Origin of the sequence: Campylobacter sp. CNRCH_2016_3089, from assembly GCF_025772505.1 — a bacterium.
Taxonomy (GTDB): Bacteria; Campylobacterota; Campylobacteria; order Campylobacterales; family Campylobacteraceae; genus Campylobacter_D; species Campylobacter_D lari_D.
Map to the genome: position 1 here is coordinate 147,207 of NZ_JAKMSF010000002.1, position 24,813 is coordinate 172,019.

The following is a 24,813-nucleotide window of genomic DNA, read 5'->3' on the forward strand; positions in this document are numbered from 1 at the left end:
TCCTATATATTTAACACTACATTAGTTGCAATAGCTATTTGATATAAAATTTGTGTTAGCATGCTAAAAATTTGGAGATTTTGACTATCTACTTTTGGTAAAACTAAAATAGAATCTCCCGCTTTGATATCTGCTGAACTTCTACCGCTGTATTTAGTTGCTTTACCATTAGCATTAATTACTAAAACTCTTGATATATCAGCCCTATCACTAAAACCACCCGCTAAGTTGATATAATATCTTAGTTTTTCTTTATCCATATATACAAACGCACCTGGTATAGAAACTTCACCTTGAACTAAAACAAGATTATTTTTACTAGGCACATTCACTACATCACCTTCTTCTAGTACTATAGAATTATACGCTTTGACATTATCTATAACGATTTGTCCTTTTGGTTGAGCTTGTTTTGCACGCGCAATAAATTCTAAAATCGTTTTAGCTTGAGTAGCTCTAATGCTAGCTTGCTCAGCATTGACTGAAGAGCTTGTTAGAGCTAGTGTTTCAAGCTCTTTAAGTTGGGCTTCAATAAGTTGTTTTTGGGTAGCTGCTACACTTTTTCTAAAAACTTGCAAGGCATTGATGTTTGATTGATCATTAACTGTAATCATTTTAGCAAGTTCAGCTAAAGTTGTGCCTTTTTTTATCACTACTGAGTGCAAACCACTATGCTCACCTTCTATACTAATGCTAATATTTTGTGCGGTATAATCAGGTCTAAATTCTATCTCATCACCATTATATAATTTCACGCCTAAAAATTGCTTTTTGCTGTAAGCATCCACATGTAATTTATGATCATCTCTATAGCTTTTTACAACAGCATTAGTTACTATAGGTTTAGCTCCTGCAACTTTGGCTATATCTTCTAAATTTAAAATATCATTACTTAGTTCAAATCTAAAAGGTTTTTGCACATCTCCTTCTACAAAAACATACTTTTGTACACTACCTACTAAGATCACATCACCCATTCTAAAAGGAAAAAGATCAAGCTGACCTTTAAGTAAAAAATCATACAAATCTACTTTTTTAATGACTTTATTATCTCTTAAAATTTGAATATCTCTAAAACTACCATATTCTAGATTAATTCCACTTGCTTTATCTAAATACTGTATGATAGAATCTGAACTTAGTCCTTGATAAAGACCAGGTTGATTTACATTTCCTGTGACAAAAACTGATACATTTTGGTAAATATCCATATCTGCATATACATAGACATTACTTTTATAGATTTTATTAATAGCTTTTGTAATAACTTGAACTAAAGCACTATTTTTCACACCCAAAAGATTAATCGCACCCACTTTTGGTATAAAAATATTTCCTTGAGAATCTACTGTTAAAGTTTGTATAAACTCTACTGCACCCCAAATTTTTACATTAATCCTATCGCCTACTGCTAATTTATAGTCAGGATTATAAACATGTTGAGTAAATTTAGTAAAGTTTCCATTAAACAAATGTGCACCAAAAACTTTAGTTATCGGAGCTTGAGTTTGGTTAAAATCACTTTGATTGTTATCATAATTTATAATTTGTGGCTCTAAAGATGGAGTTAACGGTTGATTTTGAATTTTTGCAATTTGAGAAACATCTACTGCTGAAAATAAAAACAAAGGTAAAAGTAAAAGTAAAAATATCTTTCTCATTAGTATCTATGCTCCTCTATAATCATTTTAATAAATTTAACAATTCCATAAATCAAAGATAAAATCATAAAAGCTGTGAGTATATTATACAAAGCTTCTGGGTATTTAGCACTTTGAGGTAAACTTGGGCTTTGCACTATAACCACTTGTTTTATCTTTCTTAAAGCTTCTATTCTAGCACTCTCATAAGCTTTTAATGCAGCTGTATAAGCACTTTCTGCAAAACCTGCTTCTATGGTTAGATCTTGAAATTTAGCTGCAAGATCGTTGAGTTTTTGAGAGGATTTTGGCGATGAAACTTTGGATTTTTCTTTTTGAAGTTGTTTTTTTAAGGCTGTGATTTCACTTTTTATAGTAACAATTTGTGGTGCATTATCATTTATATAGCTTTGCATCATTAAAAGCTCAGCTTCTTTAGCTGCTATTTTTGATTCAAGTTCAGCTATGAGTTTTAGGGTCCCTTCTGCTTGTTTGAGTGGATCAAATACTCCATATTTGTTTTGAAAAGCTAAAAGCTCATCTTTAGCCTTTTGATATCTTTTTTTAAACTGCAAAAGTTCTTCTTCAGCAAATTGCATTTGATCTCTTGCGGCTTTGTGTGAAATTTCATTGATAAATTTTTCACTTTCTTTAACTATAGTTGAAGCTATCAAATGTGCACTTTGTGGGTCAAAACCTTCAACTTCTACACGCAAAAGCCCATTAGCTGAGTTTTCTTGAGTAATTTTAACACGGTTTTGATAATACTTTAAAAACTCTTCCTGATTGGCTGATGAGGAAATATTATAAAAAAAATCAAGTTTTTGTTTTTGATATAACTCACGAATTTGAACTTTTTCTTCTAAGATATTTAACATATCTAAAGAATGAATATAAGATTTTAAATAATTAATATCCTCGCTTGAAAAAGAATTATTAGTCAAAAATGCGGCAATTCCAGTAATAGCTCCGCTATCTCCTGTCGTTGATTTCACACTTAAAACACTTTCACTCACATAGCGATTTGCTGCTATAAAAACATAATAAAATACAACAAATGCTGTCAAAATCAACACTATTTTAAAAGAATTAAGTATCTTTAAATTTTTAAGTTTTTTTAATAACTCATTTTGCATTTATTTTTCCTTGATACACCGCTATACCCTCATCTACATCATCATATATAGTAGCTTGTCCATCTTGCATGAATATAATTTTATCACACCATTGTTTAATTTCAGCTACATTGTGTGAAACCATGATAACTTTTGACCTACTTAATTTTTCTTTATAGATTTTAGAGCTTTTTTCTCTAAATTTAGGATCTCCCACAGCACCTGCTTCATCAATTAAATAATAATCAAAATCAAAAGCCATACTTAAGCCAAAAGATATTCTAGCACTCATACCTGCTGAATAAGTATTCATAGGCTCATCAAAAAATTTACCGAGCTCAGCAAAATCTTCCACAAATTTAATCTTTTCCTCTAAAGCCTTTCCTTTATAACCATATACTCTAGCCACAAAGCGTGCATTATCTCTTGCTGAAAGTCTGTGTTGAAACGCACCTGCTAAACCTAATGGCCAAGATAATTTTTTATTAGTGATAATCTTGCCTCTATCAGGAAGCAAGGAGCCGCTTAAAAGTTTCATTAAGGTTGATTTTCCAGCACCATTGCGTCCCATTAAACCTATACTGCAATTTTCAGGGAACTCAAAACTTAAGTTTTTAAAAACATAATGCCTTCCACCATTGCGTAAAGGAAAAGATTTGGTTAAATTAACTAATTTTATCATCGCACCGCTATCAACTTTTCTCTAGTAAAATAATAAAAAAACAATCCTAAAAACAAAATCACACTTAAACATGCAATAGGATAATAGTAATTATAATCATCAAGCAATGGATAATTTTGAAAAAAATTATATTTTAAAAGCTCCATAATATGTAAAAGTGGATTGTAATACAAAATGTCTAAAATAGGTTTTGGAACTATCCATATAGGAAATACCACCAAAGCTGTCCAATATAAAACTATATTTAAATAATTTAAAGCCATTTTTAAAGGCTCTGCAAAATGTCCTGCTATAGCAAAACACATTCCCATAGCAAAACCAAATACTACAAGCAAAAAGAATGAAAACATCACTTCTAAAAAATGCTTAGGTATAACTTGCATATGCAAAAACCAACCTGCTAAAAACATTACACAAATAAAAATAGTAAAATAGATACAAAACTCAAGCAGTGCTCTTGCAATAAAAACATGTATGGGACGAATAGGTTTATAAGCAAAAAGAGCTAGATTAGCACCTATGCCATTTAAAAGCTGAGTAATAATACTTCTAAACATAAAAAAAGGTATAATTCCTACTGCTAAAAACAAAAAGATAGAAACACCTTCAGGCATGATTTGATGATGAAATTCTCTAATAGCTGTTATAATGGAAGTGATTACCAAAACCACCATCATAGGCTCTCCGATTACCCAAAAATAGCCCAAATATTTATTAATACCAAATCTTGTCTTTAACTCTCTAAAAAAAAGAGCATGTATGACATTAAACATATTTTTAGCAAACCTTTTTAAATTTTCAAAATTTTTATATTATACTTTTTTATCTTATATAATATTTAACAAGGTTTAAAAATGAAAAGAAATTTCTTTAAAGAATTAGAAAAAATTTTATATCACAAAGATATTTTCAAAAAGATTGAATTATTTAATGAATTTTATGAAAATTTTAAATCTAATTTGTATGATTTTAATCATTCACATGAAGCGATCATTTGTGAAAACTCACAAGTTAAAATCCTTCATCCTATGAAAATAAGGCGTCCAAAAGAAGCAAATAGTACTTTATCTTTAGCTAAAATATTACATTCAGTTGCACATATAGAATATAGTGCTATAAATTTGGCCTTAGATGCTAGTTATAGATTTAAAAATTTGCCATTGAAATTTTATCAAGATTGGCTTGAGGTAGCTGATGAGGAAATTAAGCATTTTTTACTTTTAGAAAAAACTTTAAATGAACTTGGTTTTAAATATGGAGATTTCTATGCCCATGATAATCTTGAAAAAGCCTTATTTTTAACCAAAGATAATCTTGCTCACAGAATGGGCATAGTGCATAGAGGACTTGAAGCAAAAGGACTTGATGCCAATCCTTTTGTCTTAGAAAAATTAAACACAACTAATCATCCTATAAAAAGTTTATTTGGTGAAATTTTTACCATTATATTAAATGATGAGATTAAACATGTAAATAAAGGAGATTTTTGGTGGAATTATGCAAAAAATGAAAATGATGATTATATGGATCTTTGTGCCAAATATAAAGAATTTAATCTTTTAGGAAAAGTATATAATAAAACAGCTAGAATACAAGCAGGATTTAGTGAAAATGAACTTCAAAAATTAGATGATTTTTATAATAGAAAATGAAGATGGTGGTTAGAGGCAGAATCGAACTGCCGACACGCAGATTTTCAGTCTGCTGCTCTACCGACTGAGCTATCCAACCACTGAATTGAAGTTGTAATTATACAATAGTTTTTTTAAAAAAAGTTGAAATTTGCATAAAAATGCAAATCATTCAGCAAAAGCACCAAATTTAAAGATTTTTTGCATTCTTAATGCAGCTAATTCACGTTTATCGTATTGTTCTAACTCTTCTATAGCTTTTAAGACATAATCACTTAAATTTTTAATCGCATTTTCTTTATCTCTATGAGCTCCACTCATTGGCTCTTCGATAACATCATCTATTAAACCTTGAGTTTTTAAATCATCAGCAGTTACTTTCATCGCCTTAGTAGCAGCTTCACTTTTTGATGGATCATTCCATAAAATAGCAGCACAACCCTCAGGTGAAATCACAGAGAAAACTGAATTTTTCATCATAGCAAGTTTATCAGCTACTCCTATAGCCAAAGCACCACCACTTCCACCTTCACCTATAACTACTGCTATAGTGATTGTTTTAAGGGCGCTTAACTCATATAAATTTCTAGCTATAGCCTCACTTTGACCACGCTCTTCAGCACCCACTCCTGGGTAAGCACCTGGAGTATCCACTAAAAATAACACCGGTATGTCAAATTTTTCAGCCATTTTTGCTACTCTTAGAGCTTTTCTATAACCTTCAGGATGAGGCATACCAAAATTTCTATGAAGTTTATCTTTAGTACCTCTACCTTTTTGCTCACCTATAACAATAATTTTTTTCCCACCTATATAACCTGCATAACACACAATAGCAGGATCATCTCTAAAAGCACGATCACCATGGATTTCATAAGCATCACTTAATATAGCTTGAATATAATCAAGCGCATAAGGACGATCAGGATGTCTTGCAAGCTGTAAGCGTTGGTAATCACTTAAATTTTTATAAACTTTTTGAGTTTCTTTTTCAAGGTTTTTTTCTAAAATTTTTACTGCTTCATCATCGCCTTTGATTTTAGCATTTGCTAAATCTTCATCAATTTGCTGAATATTTTTTTCAAAATCTAAATAAGAAGCCATATTAATCTACTTTTTTGAAAATCACACAGCCATTTGTTCCACCAAAACCAAAAGAATTGCTCATTACAACATTAACTTCGCTTTTTCTTGCAGTATTTGGTATATAGTCAAGATCGCAATTTTCATCTGCTACGATTTGATTGATAGTTGGCGGTAATACACCTTGATCAAGTGCCATTAAAGAAATAACAGCTTCAATAGCACCAGCAGCACCTAAACAATGTCCTGTTTGACCTTTTGTAGAACTAACTAAAGGAATTTGATCTTTGAAAAGTTCTTTGATAGCTGCTGTTTCATTTTTATCATTTACTGGAGTAGAAGTTCCGTGTGCATTAATATAATCTACTTTTGGATTTCCTGCCATTTTTAAGGCTTTTTTCATAGCACGCAATGGCCCTTCTAAAGTAGGTGAAGTGATATGATGTGCATCTGCACTTTCGCCAAAACCTACCAACTCAGCATAAATTTTAGCTCCACGCTTTTTAGCAGCCTCATACTCTTCAAACACTAAAGCACCAGCACCCTCACCCATTACAAAACCATCTCTTTCTTTATCAAATGGTCTTGAAGCCTTAGCTGGATCATCATTTCTAGTAGAAAGAGCTTTCATAGCAGCAAAGCCACCTATACCTACAGCACAAATAGCTGCTTCAGCACCTACTACAAGCATTTTATCTGCATTGCCTAAAGCTATGCTTTTATATGCTTCGCCTATAGCATGAGTTCCTGCTGCACAAGCAGTCACGCATGAGATATTTGGTCCTTGTAATCCATGCTCGATTGATACAATCCCACCAAGCATATTAACCAAAGCTGATGGTATGAAAAAAGGAGTTATTTTGCGTGGTCCACGCTGTGCGCATGTAACGGAATTTTTTTCTATATTTGGTAAACCACCTATACCAGCTGCTGAAACTACACCAAATTCTTCTTTGTTTAAAGTTTCATCAAATTTAGCATCTTCCATAGCTTCTCTTGCTGCTTTAATACCAAGTTGTATAAAACGATCTATTTTTTTAACCTCTTTAGCATCACAGACACTTAAAGGATCAAAATTTTTTACTTCAGCAGCAATTTGCACTGGAAAATCAGTGGTATCAAAAAGAGTGATTTTATCAACGCCACTTTTGCCATCACAAATTGCTTTAAATGAGCTATCTTTGTCTAAGCCAAGAGCATTGATCATTCCTATACCTGTTACTACAACGCGTTTCAAACCGCACTCCTTATTAAAAATTAAAATTATTTTTGAAGATTTTCTATATAATTAACAACATCTTCGATTTTTACTAGTTTTTCAGCATCACTGTCTGGAATTTCCACATCAAATTTTTCTTCTAAAGCCATAACTAATTCAACAACATCCAAAGAGTCAGCACCTAAATCTTCAATGATTTTAGATTCCATTTTAACTGCATCTTCATCAACACTAAGTTGCTCAACAACTACTTTTTTTACATCATCAAAAATTGCCATTTTTATCTCCTAGTTTAAAAAATTAAAACGCATTTTACAATAAAAAAATAAATTTCTTGTTTAAAAAGTTAAAAATTAAAGATTATTACGAAAAATTTAATTATCTGTGTTTAAATAAAAGCTTAAATTTTAGCAAAGGAAATTTATGCTTTTGGATAAACTTATAAAAGAAAATAAAAAAACTTGGGAACAATACATCCATCATGAATTTGTAAAAAAACTTCAAAATGGTACTTTAGAAAAAGATACATTTTTGTTTTATCTTAAACAAGATTATATTTTTTTAAATAATTATGCAAAATGCTATGCCCTGCTTGCTTTAAATGCAAATAACGCTAAAGAAATTCAATTTGCCATTAAAAATCAAAACTACACTTTAGAAGGAGAATTAGAACTTCACAGAAGTATTTTAAAACTAGGTATTGATGTAGAAAAACTTGACTATAAAGATGAAAGTTTAACTAATATTGCTTATACAAGATACTTACTAAGTGTGGGACAAAATGGAGATTATTTGGATATGCTGTGTGCTTTGAGTGCTTGTGCTATAGGATATGCATATATAGGGGAAGAAATTTATAAAGGACTTAATGAAAAAAGCTTAGAAAATCATCCTTACAAAGAGTGGATTTTAACCTATGCAGGTAAAGAATTTCAAGATGAAATTAAAGAATTTAAAGACTTTTTTAATTCTTATACAAATAGCATTAGTGAAGAAAAATTTAAAAAATTAAACGAAATTTTTTATACTACTATAAGACTTGAAACAGCCTTTTGGCAACACTCTTTAGAGCAAAAAATGGAAATTTAATCATCATAAAGATGATTAAATTATCAATTTAGTAATATTAATCCCAAAAAAAGCGATCAAATATGCACATAAAGATGTGAATATAAAAAGATACCATACATACTTTTTATTTCCTGCTTCTTTAGCAAAAACTATAGTTGCTGCAAAGCAAGGATTATAAATCATAACAAAAAGTATAAAAGCTACTGCTGTGCTAAAAGGGATGTTTTCTTTTATGGCTTCTTGTAAATTTAAACTTGTCTCATCAACTTCATCACCTAAAGAATAAAGCACACCCATAGTAGAAATCATCACTTCTTTAGCCGCTAAACCACTTACCAAAGATACACTAAGTTTCCAATCAAAGCCAAGTGGTGCAAAAATAGGCTCTATTGCTTTGCCAAATTGTCCAAGATAACTATTTTCTATCTGAAGTTCTTGAGTTAAAGCATCTTGAGTATTATTTTCTTGTGCAGGAAAATTACTCGCAAACCAAATAAGCAAAGAAGCTATCAAAATAAATGTTCCTGCTTTTTTTAAATACATTTTGGCTTTGTTAAACACCATAAACCATACCAAATTCCAATTTGGCATTCTATATTTTGGCATTTCCATTACAAAAGGTTCATCTTGTCCTCTAAAAGCGCTCATTCTTAAAATCTTAGCTGCAATCAAACCCAAAAACGCACCCAAAAGATAAATCCCAAAAAGATAATTTCCCGCCACATCAGTAGGAAAAAACACTCCAACAAAAAGCACATATACAGGAAGTCTTGCGCCACAACTCATAAAATTAATAATAAAAAGAGTTAATAGTCTATCTTTTTTATTTTTTAAAGTTCTTGTAGCCATAAATGCAGGTACTGAACAGCCAAAACCCGTGATTAAAGGGATAAAACTTTTACCATGTAAGCCAAATTTGTATAAAATTCCATCTAATAAAAATGCAACCCTAGCCATATATCCAGTTGTTTCAAGCAAGGCTATACCAAAAAATAAAATCATAATATTTGGTAAAAAAGTTATAACCGCACCAACCCCACCTAAAACACCATCAGCTAAGGCTGAAGCGATAAATTCATTGCTAATATTATTTTTTACCATATCACCTAAATTAGCAAAAAACATTTCTATATAATCCATAGGGATTTGACCTAAAGTAAAGGTTAGTTGAAATAAAGCCCACATAAAAAACAAAAATATAGGAATTCCTAAAAATTTATTAATTAAAATAGAATCTATTTCTTTAGTATGATTTTTATACTTAACACTCTTGCTTAAAACCTTAACACATATACCATTTGCAAAAGCAATCAGCTCTTCTTTAAAAATACTTTCCATATCTTTGCTATGATATACCATGTAAATTTTTTCTAAAGCTTCATCAAGTATTTTTCTCAAAGCATGCGAAATGACTATATTAACTTCATTTTTAAGCAAAGCTATCGCTAAATCTTTTGTAGAAAAATCTAAATAAGTAATTTCATTTTGATTTAAAAATTCACTTATTTTTGCAAGTTCTTCTTCTATGATATCACTATAAACACGCTCTTTAGCTTCAAATTTAGCTTCATGGGTTGAAATGATTAAATCCAAAAGTGCATTTAGATTTTCTTTAGTTTTAGCACACACGCCAAGACAAGGTGTATTTAGAAGTTGGGATAAAATTTTAAAATCTATACTAAAACCTTCATTTTTAGCTTCATCTTGCATATTTAAAGCCATAATCATTTTGATTTTAGCTTCTATTAAAGATGCGCTCAAAATCAAATTACGCTCTAAATTTGTAGAATCAAGCACATTTACTACAAGATCAAATTTACCCTTTTTTAAAAAATCTTTTGTAATTTTTTCTTCTTCGCTATAACCATCTAATGCATAAGTTCCTGGTAAATCTATAAATTTAAACTCATAATTTTTATAAATTAATATAGCCTCAGCCTTTTCAACCGTAACACCGCTAAAATTTCCAACTTTCATATTAGCTTTACAAAGTGCGTTAATTAATAAACTTTTACCAACATTTGGCTGACCTACTAAAGCAACGATGATTTCTTTCATTAAAACTCTTTTGAAATTTGTATTATTTTTGCTTCACTTGAGCGTAAAATCACGCAAGTTGTATCAAGTTCTACCATAATAGTAGAATTTGCTATAGAAGAGCGAATTTTTTTAACTTTTTTGTTTTTTGCAAAACCAAAACTAAAAAGTCTTGCTTGGAGTTGTTTATCTGCTTCAAAGCCTACTATAAAGGCTTCTTCATTGTCTTTTAATGTATCTAAAGTCATGTTTTTCCTTACAAAAACTAAGATAAGACATTATATAAAAAATTCAATTATTTATTTTTTAAAATAATAAGCAATCTCAAAAAATGAGATTGCTAGAAATCAAAATCATTTAGATTTTCTAAATTTTGAAGCTTTTTGACTAATTCCTCAGCCTTTTCTAAAGAAAGTGCTATGCTAGCATTAGAAAGAAATTTATCTTTTAATTCATCAAAACTTAAAGGATTATCAAAATTTCCTTTATTTATAAACACATCTTTTTTAATTACTCTTCCATCATTTAAAACAGCTTCTAAATGTCCTGGAAAGTATTTAGGGAAACCGCTAGATTTTTTCTTCTCATAGCTAATTTTTCTAGCAAATTCTATTAGTTCAGCTCTATTTAAATTTTCATAAGATTTTAAAGTAATTTTGCCATCAAAAAACGCTAAAGCCATTAAAAAAGGCATGGAAAATTTGGCCGCATAAGCACTTTGTGGAGTGTATTTTGCTTCTATTGGATCACAGATAAATGAAATTGGCACTTCATCTACAAAGCAATGCAAACTTTTGATATCTTGCGCTTTTAAGCCATCATTTCTTAAACTCATAGCACAATCAATAAGCCCATGTGCAAAATGACAACTTGGATAAGGTTTTAACGAAACTTGCATTACTTGCCAAATTTCATTCAACCCCTTACAAAGTTCATTTTTATCACATTCATCTTCTAAGCCAAAAGTTCTAAAGACATTATCCCTTCCTTCAAATATACTCAAAGGACCACTCATATTAGCTTTTGCGCAATTTGCTACCAAAATTCCATTTTTCAAAGCATTAGCTATGTGTAAAACTTTAGAATTAGATCCATTAGATAAAAATTCATTTACCCCGCTTGCAAAACTTCCTGCTAAACCTAGTGCATTGATGATTTGTTCTTTGTTTAAATCAAGCAAAACACAACTTGCAGCCACACTACCAAAAATTCCTGCTATAGCTGTAGTATGAAAGCCACATTTGTGGAAACTTCCTTTACTTGCTATACCCACTCTAGCAGCAATTTCCCAACCAATAATAAAGGCTTTTAAAACTTTCTTTCCATCTTTACTTACACTAAATCCATAAGTTAAACAAAGCGGGGTTAAAATAGCACTAGCGTGCAAAATAGCTTCAGTATGAGTATCATCAAAATCAAGGGCATGCGCTGCAATAGCATTTACCATCGCAGTATAAATCACATCAAGCTTTTTATCCCCACTCCAAATTTTTTCACTAGGATTTACGCTTAAAGCTTCAAAAGCCTTAGTTGCATTTAAAACACAAGCTTCATTTTTAGCAGCTAGGGCTGTTCCTAGTGCATCAAGCATAAGCTCTTTTGCTCTTTGTTTTACTTCACTAGGAATAGCTTCATAATCTAAATTTACGATAAATTCGGCTAGTTTTTCACTTAAATACATTTTTTCCTACTTTAGAATTGGTGCATTAGCGATTTTTTCTAAGAACTCATCAACTAATTTTGGCGCATAACCTACATAAGTTGTAGCATCCATTAAAACATCAATGTCTTTTTCACTTAAAACCTTACTTACACGCTCATCTTCAAGTAAAACAACTTTAAAAGTTTTATGATTTTCTATACCTCTCATAGCATTTTCATAAACAATTTCATGTGCATGTTGCTTACCATAATGATCACTTAAAGCAAACATCACGCGTTCTGCCAATACAAAGCCATTAAGCGTATCAAGATTTTTTAACATTTTGTCTTTTTTAATTTCTAAATCATCAAAAACAAATTTCATATTTGCTAATACTACTGAAAGCATTAAAAATGCTTCTGGTAAAAGCTTCCATTCCATTTTCCAAACTTGACCATCTCTTTCATGCTCATGTCTTTCTATATCACTTAAAATTGCAATATTAGCTCTTAGGGCATTACTTACAGTCACTGCGTTTTCACTTACTGCAGGATTTCTTTTATGAGGCATAGTAGAACTTCCTACTTGACCTTTTCCAAAAGGCTCAGCAATTTCATCGATTTCATTATGAGCTAAAATTAAAAGTTGATGTGCTATTTTGTTAAAGGTTGCGTTGATATTACCTAAAACATAACCAAGCTCAATAAAACGATCTCTTGCTGGTTGCCATGAGATGTCAGGAACCTCTAAACCTAAACTTTCTAAAGTAAGTTTTTCTACTTCATTAGCCTTGTCACTTAAGCTTGCTTTAGTTCCCACTGCACCTACGATTAATCCTACATATAATCTTTTTTCAAGTTCGATAATTCTTTCATAGTGACGATTAAGCTCACTTAGCCAAATTGCAACTTTGTGTCCAAAAGTTATAGGTAAAGCTTGTAAAGCTAAAGTTCTTCCCATCATTGCAGTGTTCTTATGCTCTTTTGCGATTTTTGCTAAATTTTTAGCTATATCTTTTAAATCTTGTTTGATTAAAGCCATAGCTTCTTTAAATTGTAAAACTATGCCTGTGTCAATGATATCTTGTGTTGTTACACCAAAATGCACATATTCGCCAAGACCATTTTCGCAAGCTTTTTCCAAACCTCTAACAGTAGGCACTAAAGGGTGTTTAGTCTTTTTAAATTCAGCAAAAATAAAATCCATATCCATAAATTTATAATGAGCTTTTTTAGCTATTTCTATAGCTGCTTCATTAGGGATAATGCCAAATTTTGCTTGAGCTTTTGCCAGGGCAGCTTCTACATCAAGCCATTTTTGAATCCTATTTTCCTCGCTAAAAATAGCTCTCATTGCAGGAGTGCTCCAAGAATCTTGAAGCAACCTCATATCAAATACACTCACACCCATGTTTTATCCTTTAAAATTTATTTTTTCAAATGATTGTTTTAAGTCAGCAATCAAATCCTTACTATCTTCAAGACCTATATGAAATCTCACAAAAGGCCCTCTAGCACTCCAATCTGTTGCTGTTCTTGGCGGAGTAGTAACAGTAGCTAAACTCTCATATCCACCCCAGCTTGCACCGATTGAAAAATACTCTAAATTATCTACAAATTTAACGGCTTGTTCTTTAGAAATGCCATCTGCAAATTCAATTGTTACCATACCATTAGCGCCTTTATGATCACGCATAAAAACTTCATGGTTTGGATGAGTTTTTAATTTTGGATAAAAAATTGTTTTAACTTCTTTTCTACTTTGTAAAAACTCTACTACCTCATCTGCACTTTTTTCATGAGCCCTCATTCTTACATCTAAAGTTCTCATACCACGAAGCACTAAATAAGCATCATCAGGACTTGTAGTAAATCCTAAAGCTTCTGGTAATTTGTCAAAATTTTTCCATTCTTTTTCATTAATCACTACTATACCCATAGTAACATCTGAATGCCCGCTTAAGTACTTAGTCGCTGCAATTACTGAAATATCCACTCCAAGCTCAAGCGGGTTTAAAAAATACCCACTTGAATAAGTATTATCAATCGCTACTGGTATGTTATGTTTGTGCGCAATTTCGCAAAGTTTTGGTAAGTCTATGATTTCATAAAGTATAGAACCTGGGCTTTCACAAAGGATTAATTTTGTGTTTGGTTTGATTTTTTCCTCTACATCAGAAGCATCAGCTTTTAAAAAGTCAATTTCTACGCCCATTTTAGTTAAAAATAAATCACAAATTGTTCTAACAGGTCCATAAATAGCATCAGTGATTAAAAAATGAGCATCTTTACTAGCATAATTTAAAAGCACCATAGCTAATGCTGCAAGCCCTGTTGGGAAAAGTTGTGCTCTATAACCACCCTCAAGCTCACAAATAAGTTTTTCAAGTTCAAAATTTGTAGCTGTTCCTCTAGCACCATAACTTAAAACACGCTCATTTTTTCTTAGCTCGCGGTATTTTTGCCAAGTAGCATGATCTTTAAAAAGTATGGTTGATGCACGCATTAAGGTTGGATTAACTGATCTTGCTTCAGCGTTTTGATCGCCTCTTCCTAGGTGGATTAATTTAGTTTTATTATTCATTTTAAGTCCTTTTTACAAATAAACATAAGTCATAATCACATTAACAATAGCAGCTACAAGCATAGGAATAGCTGTTCTTTTTACAACTTGTAATGGATTTACTTTAGCCATAGCTGAAATTGCCAAAATAGCTGGTGCAATAGGTGAAACACATCTACCAAAACCTGTCATGATTTGGATAGGTGCTATCATAGTTATAGTTTCAACTCCAAAAGATTTTGCTATATTTGGAATGAGTGGTGCAAAAGAAAAAAATGCTGCATTTCCTGAACCCATTAAAAATGCGCACACAGCAAGTAAAATAGAAACTGCTATGATGATAGCAAGTACTCCAAAACCTGCATCTTTTGCAAAATCTATTAAAGTATCTACAAAGCCAACCGATAAAAGGCCACTTGCAAAAACTTGGCCACAAACGATCAAAGAAACTGTGATTACAAACAAATGTCCCATACCTTTGAAAAATACCATGATAGAATTTAAAGTATCAATTAAACTTTTATAACGAATGATTTCAAAAATAATTGCTATAAAAGTTGAAATCATCATAGCAACCGGTACATTCATTCTAATTGCAGTAGATGAAGCTGCTTTAACTTCTTCCATGGTAGTAAATCCCATTAACACCATAATACTATCTAAAACACTACTAAAGCCCAAAATTAACACTAAAGGTATAATAGGTAAAATCGCATAAATTCTAGGTGGTTTTTTCACCTCTTCTTTTTTGCTATCATTTTCTGATAACTCTTTTTCTATCTCATCACGATTAAAAACAAAATTTTCTTTTTTATCAAAATATTTTGAGCAAAAATAAATCGCAATACCCACAGCAATAATAATAGGTACAGTTGTAGGGAGTTGGTAATGAACAAAATAAATTGCAGGGTCAATTTTGGCTTTTTCTGAGGCCATAATCACATTACCACTGCCTGGGCCATGGTCAATGTATTGACAAATAGCGATAATTGAAAGCGCAGAAAGCTTAGAAACGCCTGAGCGCACTAAAATAGGATACATTGTAACCATAAGCAAAAGCGCCAAACCTGCATGTGAAGGTATAAAGAGCACTAAAAACTGGATTACAAAATATGAAACTAGCAATAGAACATAAGGTAATTTTACTGCCTTTAAAGGTCTTTCAAACACTTTAAATAAAGCATAACTTGCGCCCACATGATCCATGTAAGCAGAAAATCCCGCTATACACATCAAAGTAAGCCCAAGCCCTGCTAGAGTGCTTGACATATTTGTATTAACAACTTGGAAAATATCAAAAAGTCCTAAATGCAAAGATTGCTTTTCACTAATGATAGGAGAAAGTCCAAAAATTCCTGCTAAAGCTAGCAAGAATAAACCACTTAAAAGCAACGCCATATGGGCGTTGATTTTTTTATAGAGCATAAAAACAAGTAAAAATACAGAACATCCTGCAAAAAATAAACCCAACATGCTCTATCCTTTATGAGCAATAACCTCTATCTCCACTTTTGCTCCTTTAGGAAGATCTTTTACCGCAAAAGCACTTCTTGCAGGATATGGAGCTGCGAAAAATTCAGAATAAACCTCATTGAAAGCCAAAAAATCATCAATATTTGCTAAAAAGCAAGTCGTTTTAACTACATTATTAAAATAAAGATTATTTTCTTCTAATATAGCCTTGATATTTAACAATGATTGTCTTGTTTGTTCTTTTACATCTTCACTTTCTATGTTTCCACTTTGTGGATTAATAGGAAGTTGTCCTGAAATAAATAACAAACCATTAGCTTCTCTATAAGCTGAATATGGTCCTATAGCCTTTGGATAATTTGCCATGTATACTCCTTGTGTTTAAATGAAATCATAATATAATATTATCATCATAATAATAAATTGTCAATATTTTTTTATCATAATAATAATTTTTTTTATTGTTGTAAATATTAACAACTTTGATGAAAATATTTTGTAAAATAACAAAAAACAACAAAAAGGTCTAGATCATGGATGAACAACAAAAAGAATTATTTATCAAACTCACTCAATTTTTAGGGCAAGTTCTTGGAGATCAGTATGAAATAGTTTTTCATGTGATTTCACCTGAGGGTTCATATATAGCAGCCATTGCAAATAATCATATTAGCGGAAGGACAATCAATTCTCCATTAACCTCTTTTGCGAGTGAGCTTGTACAAGAAAAAGAGTATTTAAACAAAGATTTTTTATGTGATTACAAAGCAAAGGTTGGAAAGTCTAAGATCGTTACTGGATCAACCTTTTTTATAAAAAACCAAAATAAAATTGTAGGAATTTTATGTATAAATCACGACACCACAGAACTTAGAAATGCTATTAGTAAAATCATAGAACTAGAAAAAATTAATGATTTTAGTGATTTATTAGATATTCACAATCAAAACAATGTAAATTTACACAATGTGAGTAATATAGAAACACTTAGTCATTCTATAGAAGATATTCTAGCTGAAAACATAGACTTAAAATATTTAAATTCAGGATATAGCTTAAGCACTGAACAAAAAGATGAGATTATTAAAAAGCTTCATTCAAAGGGAATTTTTAATATAAAAGGAAGTATACCTATAGTTGCTAAGTCACTTAATATATCAGAACCTAGCGTCTATAGATATTTGCAAAAATTTAAAAATAGCCTTTAATAGCTAAAAAACTATTTGCGATATAAAATAAGCACTCACAACAGCACCAATGATTAAAGAAAAACCCGGTCTTAAATAAGAGTGATTGATCACAAATTTTCCTATTTTTGTTGTGCCTGTTCTATCAAAAGCCACACAAGCTATTTGATTAGCTCCTGGAACTATAAAATCTCCACTCACACAAGGATAAAGCACGATAAGAATTTGAGGAGGAATTCCCAAACTCACACCCAAGGGCATCAAAGCAGCTACTGTTGCAGCTGGAGAAAAAATCACCATAGAAAAGGCAAATAAAGCCACGCCAAATAAATATGGATAATCTTCTACAATATGTGATAAAGAATTACTAAATAAAGGCTTGTAAGCTTCAAAAAATGTCCCTGTCATCCAAGCTATACCAAAAACCCCTACAACGCCTATAAGTCCTGATTTAAATACAGAAGCTTCACCAAGTTTATTAGCAGGAACTTTAGCAAAAAGCATAATTAAACAAGCTGTTGCAAGCATGATCATTTGAATTAAATTTGGGGTAGAAAGTCTTTCTATTTTACCATTTGCAAGCTCATAGTGAGGTAACAAATTTGTAAAAGTCCCAAAGAAAATAATGGTTAAAATACCCAAAGCAAATATTAATAAAGCTCTTTTTACTTTAGGATCTGTTTCTTGTTTATCTTCTTGTTTATCTTGGGTTAAAAACTGATATTCCCCTGCTCTTACTCTTCTTTGAAATTCCTCATCTTGCTCAAGCTCTTTTCCTCTTTTAAAAACGCTCAAACAAGCACATATAACACCAATTAAAAATGCTGGCATTACCACAGCTAATATTTGAACAAGTCCTACACCACTAATGGCTAAAATGGCTACCATACCTGCAGTGGCTGCACTCATAGGAGAAGCTACCACTGCAATACCTGCTGCTATAACTGAAACTGAAAGTGGTCTTTCAGGACGAATTTTAGCTTGAGCAGCTACTTCAGCAATCACTGGATAAATAGAAAAAGCTACATAAGTAGTACCACAAAATATTGTAAATGTGGATGTGATTAATGGGCCCATAAAAACAATAGCTTGAGGTTTTTTCTTTAATGCTTTTTCAGCTATTTTTACTAGCAAATCAAGCCCACCTGCGCTTTGCAAAACACTCACGCAAGTAATCACAGCAAGTATAATAAACACAACACTCACAGGAAGTGAAGCTGGTTGCATACCAAAAACTAACACCAAAATACACATACCAAGCCCACCTGCAACCCCAAGTCCTATACCACCATATCTACCACCTATGGCTATCATAGAAAAAATAATAAAAAGTTGAAGTATAAAAATAATATCCATCTAATCTTCGCCCTTATTGTTTATTTTTTACATTTATCCAACAATTCTTTTGCATGTTCAATTTGCTCTAATACAACTTTAGTTCCTGTACCACCATAAGAAAGTCTTGCGTCTATACAAGTTTCTAAAGCAATTGCTTCATAAATATCTTCTTGGATATTTTCATTAAATTGATGGAATTCTTCCATGCTAAGCTCTTCAAGCATTTTTCCGTGTTTAATACAATAATTCACAGCTGAACCTACTATACTATGAGCTTCTCTAAATGGTATATTTTTTCTTACTAAATAATCAGCCATATCTGTGGCATTTGAAAATCCTTTTGCAGCTGCTGCTCTTGTATTATTAGTATTTACTTGCATTTTTTCTATCATAGGAGTTATAATTTTTAAACTTGCCATTAAAGTATCCATAGAATCATAAACTTGAGCCTTATCTTCACTCATATCAGTATTATAAGCTAATGGAATACCTTTCATAATAGTTAGCATTGCCATAACATTACCATACATTCTACCTGTCTTACCACGCATTTTTTCAGCTACATCAGGATTTTTCTTTTGAGGCATTATGCTTGAACCGGTACAAAAATCATCACTTAATTCTATAAATTTAAAATCTTGACTTGAAAAAAGTATAAGCTCTTCACAAAAACGACTAAGGTGCATGAAACACATTGCAGCAATAGCAGTAAATTCAACCATGTGGTCTCTATCACTTACACTATCAATGCTATTTTCTGTTGGTTTAGTAAAGCCTAGTTCTTTGGCACAAAAATGTCTGTCTATATTAAATGTAGTTCCACCAAGTGCAGCTGCTCCTAAAGGACACTCATTCATTCTTTTATATAAATCCTCAAAACGAGAATAATCCCTACTTAACATCCAAAAATACGCCATAATCCAATGTGAAAAAAGCACTGGCTGGCCCGTTTGCAAATGCGTATAACCTGGCATAATAGCTTTGATATTTTTTTGAGCTTGATGGACGATTTCTTCTTGCAAAGTAGTAATTTGAGTTAATACTTCTTTAATAACTGCTCTCATATGAATTTTTGAATCAAGAGTGGTTTGGTCATTTCTACTTCTTGCGGTGTGAAGTTTTCCACCTACTGGACCTACGATTTGTGTCATTCTTTTTTCTACAGCCATATGAATATCCTCATCAGCTATATCAAACACAAAAGTACCATTTTGAATTTCTTCTCTAACTTGTTCTAAGCCCTTAATGATAGTCTTTGCTTCATCGTCTTTTATAATACCTTGTTTTGCAAGCATGGTACAGTGAATTATACTACCTTGTATATCAAAAGGAGCAAGTCTTGGCTCAACTGGTAGTGAAGCAGTATATTCTTCAACTAATTTATTTGTAGGTAAATCAAAACGCCCACCCCATAATTTTTCTGTTTTGTTAGACATTTGTTATCCTTTCATTAAAAAATTAGGGGTAATTTTATTTGAATTTATTTTAATTTAGCTTAAATTTTTTATTTCTATAATAAAAAATTTTAAAAATTTATAATTTAATAATAGAATTTTTTGATAATTTTAAATAAATAAAATATATTTTTAATATATTATAAATTATTAACTATTTTTTGAAAATTTTTAATACACTAAAAGCTATTTTTTTAAGAAAACTTTTTTTAGAATTCTTTGTTAAAAACTCTACTATATCCCTATGTCCAAACATCAACGCAAAAGTAAAAGGTGTCATACCAAGACCATTGTTTTCATCAATATTTGCTCCATGTTCTACCAAAAGCTTACACATAGGTAAATATCCTTTAAAACACACCCCTGCTAATGGAGTTTGCCCTCTATCATTTTTCTCATCTACCCTAGCATTATTTTCTAGTAAAAACTTAGCACATTCATAAGCATTATGATAACTTGCAAGCATTAAAAGACTATCGCCTTTATGATTTTTTAAATTCACACTCAAACCTGCTTCTATCATAATCTTTAAATTTTGTAAATCATTTTGTCTTGCGTAATCAAAAGCCATAGTGCAAAGCTCTTGAATTCTTTTTTCTTCTTCATTACTAAACATATTTTTCCTTTATAATCTTTAGTTTGCCACTTTTAAAGTGGCAAGTAAAAATTACATTTTCAAAGCTTTTTTAACGCCATTTGCATATTCACTTGAAATTTTTTCAAAATGACTTAATGCTCTAGCAATAATTTTTTTATCAACCCCACTCATAGAAGCAGCGATATTTTTAAATAATTGCTCTTTTTGATCTTGATTCATTATATCAAACAAGGCTCTTGGTTGGGTGTAAAAATCATTATCAAGTGGAGCATATCTTTGCGCATTACCTTCAAGTGCTAAGTCAGGTTCTAGGTAATTTTTATCTTCTTTTGGACTATCATCATAACTATTTGGCTCATAATAAGCAAGGCCATTTTTGTAAGTGTCAAAATTCATAGCACCTGCTACATTATAAGTATTTACTTCACTTTTTGCACGATTAACTGGTAATAAATGATAATTTGTCCCTATGCGGTATCTGTGTGCGTCAGGATAAGAAAAAATTCTAGCTTGCAACATTTTATCAGGACTAAAACTAATACCAGGAACAATATTGCTTGGACTAAATGCAGCTTGTTCTACTTCATTAAAGTAATTTTGTACATTTTTATTAAGTACTAATTCGCCTACTTCAATTAAAGGCACAATACTATGTGGCCAAACTTTAGTTAAATCAAAAGGATTAAAACCTAATTTTTCTGCTTCATCTTCTTTTAAAACTTGAATTTGGAAAGTCCATTTTGGAAAATCTCCTTTTTCAATAGCTTCACATAAATCTCTTTGATGACTTTCTCTATCATTTGCTATTAAATTTGCCGCTTCTTCGTTGGTTAAATTTTTAATACCTTGCTTGGTTTTAAAATGAAATTTCACCCAAAATCTTTCGTTTTTATCATTAATCAAACTATAAGTGTGACTTCCAAAACCATGCATATGACGATAGCTTGCAGGAATTCCTCTATCACTCATTAAAATAGTAACTTGATGTAAGCTTTCAGGACAAAGGCTCCAAAAATCCCATGCAGCATTATTGCTTCTTAAATGAGTTCTTGGATCTCTTTTTTGAGTGTGGATAAAATCAGGAAATTTATATGCATCTCTTATAAAAAATGTCGGAGTATTATTACCTACTAAATCCCAATTTCCTTCTTTAGTATAAAATTTAATAGCAAAACCTCTTACATCTCTTTCTGCATCAGCTGCACCTGCTTCGCCTGCAACGGTTGAAAATCTTATAAATAAAGGTGTATTTTCTCCAAGCTGTAAAACTTTTGCCTTGGTGTATTGAGAAATATCTTTAGTGATTTTAAGCTCTCCATAAGCACCGCTCCCTTTTGCATGAACAGTTCTTTCTGGAATTCTTTCTCTATTTTGATGGGCAAGTTTTTCTAACAAAATATAATCTTGCATTAAAAGTGGACCCTTAGCACCTGCGCTTAATGAATTTTGATTATCGGCTATGATATTTCCGAAATCATTGGTTAGTTTTTTCATCTTTTCTCCTTTTTATAAATAATAATTTTTATTATTTGATAAATTATATCCCTATATTATTAAAATAAAATTAAACAATAAAAATTATTATTTTTGAAAAAATAATCTTTTTTTAAGCATAATTATTTTTATTTTGTATTAAAATTGTTGAAAAATAAGAATAAGTACTCTTATTTTAAATATTTTTACTACAAAATTAATAAAACAAGGAGAGTTTAATGGATAAAGAAACAAGAACTTACTATATTAAATTAGTGAAATTTCTTGCTGATGCTTTGGGAAGAAATTATGAAATAGTTTTGCATGATGTAAGTGAAGATGGTACTAATATAGCAGAAATAGCTAATAATCATATTAGCAAAAGAACTATAAATTCACCTCTAACAGGCTTTGCTATTGAAATGATTAAAAACAAAATCTATTTAGAGCGTGATTATATAACACATTATAAAACTTCAGCTAAAAGCTCACAAGTAATGTCAGGCTCTACTTTTTTTATTAAAAAAGATGAAAAACTTGAAGGTTTGCTTTGTATTAATCATGATACTTCAGCATTTAAAAAAATCTCTGATGAAATTTTAAATCTTGGAAATATTTATGATAATTCTTATGAAAGTCCTGAACAAGAAAATAAAGAATACATAAAACTTGATTTAGAAGAAATCGTTGAAGATATTACGGGGATAGATATTGAAAGTTTTAAAAATAAAAGTTTAAAACCAAAGGAAAAACAAAAAATGATAGCTAGCTTATATGAAAAAGGCGTATTTAATGTAAAAGGTGTTATTCCTAAAGTTGCGGAGCTTTTAAATATTTCAGAACCTAGTGTTTATAGACATTTACAAAAGATTAAATAATCATAATTTAAAAAAAATATAATTTTTGATACAATAACATTTTAAAATTTTATAAAAGGAAAAATATGGCTGATGATATGATGGATGAACAAGGTGAATCAAAGAAAAAAGGCGGGAATACTTTAGTAATCATTATCGTTGTATTTTTATTTGTATTTTTACTTGTTATTGTAGGAGCAATTGCTTATCTAATGTTTAGTGGCGGCTCTGAAGAAAATCCTACCCCGCAAACCGAAGAAAGCGCACAAGTTGCACAAGCTCCTAAAAAAACAAATGCAGTAGCAGCTAGAGGGAGTGATTATGCAAATATTGGCGTGATGTATCCTTTAGCACCTTTTACGCTAAATTTATTAAGTGATGGTGGATCAAGATATGTAAAATGCACCATTCAACTTGAACAAAATGTTGAAACCTTAACTCCTGAACTTGATAAAAAAGTTGCTATTATTAGAGATATTATCATTAGAACTTTAACATCAAAAACCTTTGAAGAAGTAAGCACTACAAAGGGTAAAGAAAGATTAAAAGATGAATTAACCGGTAAGATCAATGAAGTTTTAACTGATGGTTTTATCAAAAATATTTATTTTACCGACTTTGTAGTATCTTAATGATAGGCTGTGACATAGTCGTATGCTCTCGCATAGAAAAAATTTATGAAAGACATAAAACGCTTTTCTTGGATAAATTTTTATCCAAGCAAGAGCAAAGTTATATAAAAAATACCAACACTCTAGCAGGATTTTGGGCTATTAAAGAAGCTGCTTCTAAGGCTTTAGGGGTTGGAATTTCTAAAGAATGTTCTTTTTTTGACATCATCATCTCTAAGGATGATAAAAATGCTCCGCACATTAGTTTTTCTCAAAAAGTCATAAAAGAATTTAATATAAAATCAGCAAGTGTAAGCGTAGCGCATGATGGGGGTTTTGCCATAGCAGTAGTGGCTATAGAAGCTAAGCAAGGTTAAAACCTTGCTTACATATAAAGTCCACCGTTGACTTTTAAAATTTCCCCTGTGATATAAGAAGAATGATCACTTAATAAAAACGCCACAGCTTGAGCCACCTCACTTGCATCTGCAAAACGCTTTAAAGGGATATTGTTAATATAATTTTGTTTAATCTCATCACTTAAAACTTCAGTCATATCACTTTTTATAAAACCCGGGGTAATGCAGTTATATCTTATATTTCTTGCTGCGCCTTCTTTAGCAAAAGATTTTGTTAGAGCTATCATACCACCTTTACTAGCACTATAATTAGTTTGGCCTGCATTTCCCATTTCTCCAACTATAGAAGCAATATTTACAACCGCACCAAAACGCTTTTTACTCATAGTTTTTAATGCCTCTCTACAACCTAAAAAACTTGAATTTAAATTAGCATTAATCACTGAAGAAAAATCATCCATACTCATTCTAAGTGCTAATTTATCATTAGTAATACCTGCATTATTAACTAAATAACTAAGCTCACCATCACTTTCTACTATAGTTGCAATAGCGCTTGTAAATTCTTCTTCAACACTTGCATCAAATTTAATCACAGCCGCACAACCACCACTTTTTTCTATCTCTTCTTTTAGTGCATCAGCAAGTTCAGGCTTACTTCTATAATTAATCCAAACTTTTAAGCCATAACTTGCTAATTCTTTGGCTATTGCTGCACCTATACCTTTACTTGCACCTGTTATTAAAACATTTTTTCCACTAAATTTCATTGTTCTCCTTT

General features: G+C 31.1%; 25 protein-coding genes and 1 tRNA gene. 6 read left to right on the plus strand and 20 right to left on the minus strand.

All coding sequences use genetic code 11. From position 1 onward, the window contains the following. Nucleotides 1-2: 2 nt before the first annotated feature. The 4 genes from L8W69_RS01930 to L8W69_RS01945 are packed head-to-tail and all read right to left on the minus strand — an operon-like array spanning nucleotide 3 to nucleotide 4,210. Nucleotides 3-1,661 carry a polysaccharide biosynthesis/export family protein gene (locus L8W69_RS01930; RefSeq protein ID WP_263666307.1) on the minus strand — a complete coding sequence of 553 codons (1,659 nt, stop codon included), beginning with the start codon at nucleotides 1,659-1,661 and terminating at the stop codon, nucleotides 3-5. After that, on the minus strand, nucleotides 1,661-2,776 hold the full coding sequence (locus tag L8W69_RS01935) for a capsule biosynthesis protein (RefSeq protein ID WP_263666308.1): 1,116 nt from the start codon (nucleotides 2,774-2,776) through the stop codon (nucleotides 1,661-1,663). The genes L8W69_RS01930 and L8W69_RS01935 overlap by 1 nt, the downstream gene beginning before the upstream one ends. Continuing rightward, a complete protein-coding gene (locus L8W69_RS01940; RefSeq protein ID WP_257928499.1) occupies nucleotides 2,766-3,437 on the minus strand; it encodes an ABC transporter ATP-binding protein in 672 nt (223 codons plus the stop codon). Before L8W69_RS01940 ends, L8W69_RS01935 begins: the two co-directional genes overlap by 11 nt. Further along, nucleotides 3,434-4,210 carry an ABC transporter permease gene (locus tag L8W69_RS01945; RefSeq protein ID WP_263666309.1) on the minus strand — a complete coding sequence of 259 codons (777 nt, stop codon included), beginning with the start codon at nucleotides 4,208-4,210 and terminating at the stop codon, nucleotides 3,434-3,436. The genes L8W69_RS01940 and L8W69_RS01945 overlap by 4 nt, the downstream gene beginning before the upstream one ends. 81 nt (nucleotides 4,211-4,291) lie before the next feature. On the opposite strand from L8W69_RS01945, the gene L8W69_RS01950 reads away from it, so the two are divergent. Continuing rightward, nucleotides 4,292-5,089 carry a ferritin-like domain-containing protein gene (locus tag L8W69_RS01950; protein ID WP_263666310.1) on the plus strand — a complete coding sequence of 266 codons (798 nt, stop codon included), beginning with the start codon at nucleotides 4,292-4,294 and terminating at the stop codon, nucleotides 5,087-5,089. Between the two features lie 3 nt (nucleotides 5,090-5,092). Here L8W69_RS01950 and L8W69_RS01955 read toward each other — a convergent pair. From L8W69_RS01955 to acpP, 4 genes are all read right to left on the minus strand, one after another. After that, nucleotides 5,093-5,168, minus strand: a tRNA-Phe gene (locus tag L8W69_RS01955). Nucleotides 5,169-5,236: 68 nt separating this feature from the next. Then, nucleotides 5,237-6,172 (minus strand): acetyl-CoA carboxylase carboxyltransferase subunit alpha, encoded by a 936-nt coding sequence (locus L8W69_RS01960; protein ID WP_173787871.1) that lies wholly within the window; start codon nucleotides 6,170-6,172, stop codon nucleotides 5,237-5,239. A gap of 1 nt (nucleotide 6,173) precedes the next feature. Then, a complete protein-coding gene (locus L8W69_RS01965) occupies nucleotides 6,174-7,388 on the minus strand; it encodes a beta-ketoacyl-ACP synthase II (RefSeq protein WP_263666311.1) in 1,215 nt (404 codons plus the stop codon). A gap of 26 nt (nucleotides 7,389-7,414) precedes the next feature. Continuing rightward, nucleotides 7,415-7,648 carry an acyl carrier protein gene (gene acpP / locus L8W69_RS01970; RefSeq protein ID WP_039617517.1) on the minus strand — a complete coding sequence of 78 codons (234 nt, stop codon included), beginning with the start codon at nucleotides 7,646-7,648 and terminating at the stop codon, nucleotides 7,415-7,417. Nucleotides 7,649-7,793: 145 nt separating this feature from the next. Between acpP and tenA the strand changes: the two genes are divergently transcribed. After that, nucleotides 7,794-8,459 (plus strand): thiaminase II, encoded by a 666-nt coding sequence (gene tenA, locus L8W69_RS01975; RefSeq protein WP_263666312.1) that lies wholly within the window; start codon nucleotides 7,794-7,796, stop codon nucleotides 8,457-8,459. 15 nt (nucleotides 8,460-8,474) lie between these two features. Here the strand turns inward: tenA and feoB are convergent, their stop codons facing one another. From feoB to L8W69_RS02010, 7 genes are all read right to left on the minus strand, one after another. Further along, nucleotides 8,475-10,499 (minus strand): ferrous iron transport protein B, encoded by a 2,025-nt coding sequence (gene feoB, locus L8W69_RS01980; protein WP_263666313.1) that lies wholly within the window; start codon nucleotides 10,497-10,499, stop codon nucleotides 8,475-8,477. After that, nucleotides 10,499-10,726: a FeoA family protein gene (locus L8W69_RS01985; protein ID WP_039627920.1), complete on the minus strand. Its 228-nt coding sequence runs from the start codon at nucleotides 10,724-10,726 to the stop codon at nucleotides 10,499-10,501. Before L8W69_RS01985 ends, feoB begins: the two co-directional genes overlap by 1 nt. Nucleotides 10,727-10,818: 92 nt before the next feature. Then, nucleotides 10,819-12,159 carry an MmgE/PrpD family protein gene (locus tag L8W69_RS01990; RefSeq protein WP_263666314.1) on the minus strand — a complete coding sequence of 447 codons (1,341 nt, stop codon included), beginning with the start codon at nucleotides 12,157-12,159 and terminating at the stop codon, nucleotides 10,819-10,821. A gap of 6 nt (nucleotides 12,160-12,165) precedes the next feature. Next, entirely contained in the window at nucleotides 12,166-13,530 is a 1,365-nt protein-coding gene (purB, locus tag L8W69_RS01995) for an adenylosuccinate lyase (RefSeq protein WP_263666315.1), read from the minus strand. Nucleotides 13,531-13,533: 3 nt separating this feature from the next. Then, nucleotides 13,534-14,703, minus strand: a complete 1,170-nt coding sequence (gene metC, locus L8W69_RS02000) for a cystathionine beta-lyase (protein WP_263666316.1) — start codon at nucleotides 14,701-14,703, stop codon at nucleotides 13,534-13,536. A gap of 12 nt (nucleotides 14,704-14,715) precedes the next feature. After that, a complete protein-coding gene (dcuC, locus tag L8W69_RS02005) occupies nucleotides 14,716-16,155 on the minus strand; it encodes a C4-dicarboxylate transporter DcuC (RefSeq protein ID WP_263666317.1) in 1,440 nt (479 codons plus the stop codon). Between the two features lie 3 nt (nucleotides 16,156-16,158). Continuing rightward, complete coding sequence (locus L8W69_RS02010; protein WP_044598311.1) at nucleotides 16,159-16,521, minus strand: Rid family detoxifying hydrolase; 363 nt, start codon at nucleotides 16,519-16,521, stop codon at nucleotides 16,159-16,161. Nucleotides 16,522-16,688: 167 nt separating this feature from the next. Here L8W69_RS02010 and L8W69_RS02015 point away from each other — a divergent pair, with 167 nt between their 5' ends. Further along, complete coding sequence (locus L8W69_RS02015) at nucleotides 16,689-17,363, plus strand: transcriptional regulator (RefSeq protein WP_133319588.1); 675 nt, start codon at nucleotides 16,689-16,691, stop codon at nucleotides 17,361-17,363. A 3-nt stretch (nucleotides 17,364-17,366) separates the two neighbouring features. Here L8W69_RS02015 and L8W69_RS02020 read toward each other — a convergent pair whose 3' ends face one another. From L8W69_RS02020 to L8W69_RS02035, 4 genes are all read right to left on the minus strand, one after another. Then, on the minus strand, nucleotides 17,367-18,698 hold the full coding sequence (locus L8W69_RS02020) for an anaerobic C4-dicarboxylate transporter family protein (protein WP_263666318.1): 1,332 nt from the start codon (nucleotides 18,696-18,698) through the stop codon (nucleotides 17,367-17,369). A 20-nt stretch (nucleotides 18,699-18,718) separates the two neighbouring features. Further along, nucleotides 18,719-20,116 (minus strand): argininosuccinate lyase, encoded by a 1,398-nt coding sequence (gene argH / locus L8W69_RS02025; protein ID WP_263666319.1) that lies wholly within the window; start codon nucleotides 20,114-20,116, stop codon nucleotides 18,719-18,721. A 172-nt stretch (nucleotides 20,117-20,288) separates the two neighbouring features. Further along, on the minus strand, nucleotides 20,289-20,750 hold the full coding sequence (locus tag L8W69_RS02030; protein WP_220566807.1) for an ankyrin repeat domain-containing protein: 462 nt from the start codon (nucleotides 20,748-20,750) through the stop codon (nucleotides 20,289-20,291). 51 nt (nucleotides 20,751-20,801) lie between these two features. Next, entirely contained in the window at nucleotides 20,802-22,226 is a 1,425-nt protein-coding gene (locus L8W69_RS02035; RefSeq protein ID WP_263666320.1) for a catalase, read from the minus strand. Between the two features lie 218 nt (nucleotides 22,227-22,444). Between L8W69_RS02035 and L8W69_RS02040 the strand changes: the two genes are divergently transcribed. The 3 genes from L8W69_RS02040 to acpS all read left to right on the plus strand — a co-directional run bounded on the left by L8W69_RS02040 (nucleotide 22,445) and on the right by acpS (nucleotide 24,050). After that, the gene (locus L8W69_RS02040; protein ID WP_220566805.1) at nucleotides 22,445-23,083 is read left to right on the plus strand and encodes a transcriptional regulator; all 639 of its coding nucleotides are present in this window, start codon (nucleotides 22,445-22,447) and stop codon (nucleotides 23,081-23,083) included. A gap of 65 nt (nucleotides 23,084-23,148) precedes the next feature. Continuing rightward, entirely contained in the window at nucleotides 23,149-23,694 is a 546-nt protein-coding gene (gene fliL / locus L8W69_RS02045; protein WP_133319594.1) for a flagellar basal body-associated protein FliL, read from the plus strand. Next, nucleotides 23,694-24,050, plus strand: coding sequence for a holo-ACP synthase (gene acpS / locus L8W69_RS02050; protein WP_263666321.1), 357 nt, complete (start codon nucleotides 23,694-23,696; stop codon nucleotides 24,048-24,050). The genes fliL and acpS overlap by 1 nt, the downstream gene beginning before the upstream one ends. 8 nt (nucleotides 24,051-24,058) lie before the next feature. Here acpS and fabG read toward each other — a convergent pair whose 3' ends face one another. Next, on the minus strand, nucleotides 24,059-24,802 hold the full coding sequence (gene fabG, locus L8W69_RS02055) for a 3-oxoacyl-ACP reductase FabG (protein ID WP_220566803.1): 744 nt from the start codon (nucleotides 24,800-24,802) through the stop codon (nucleotides 24,059-24,061). Between the last annotated feature and the right edge of the window lie 11 nt (nucleotides 24,803-24,813).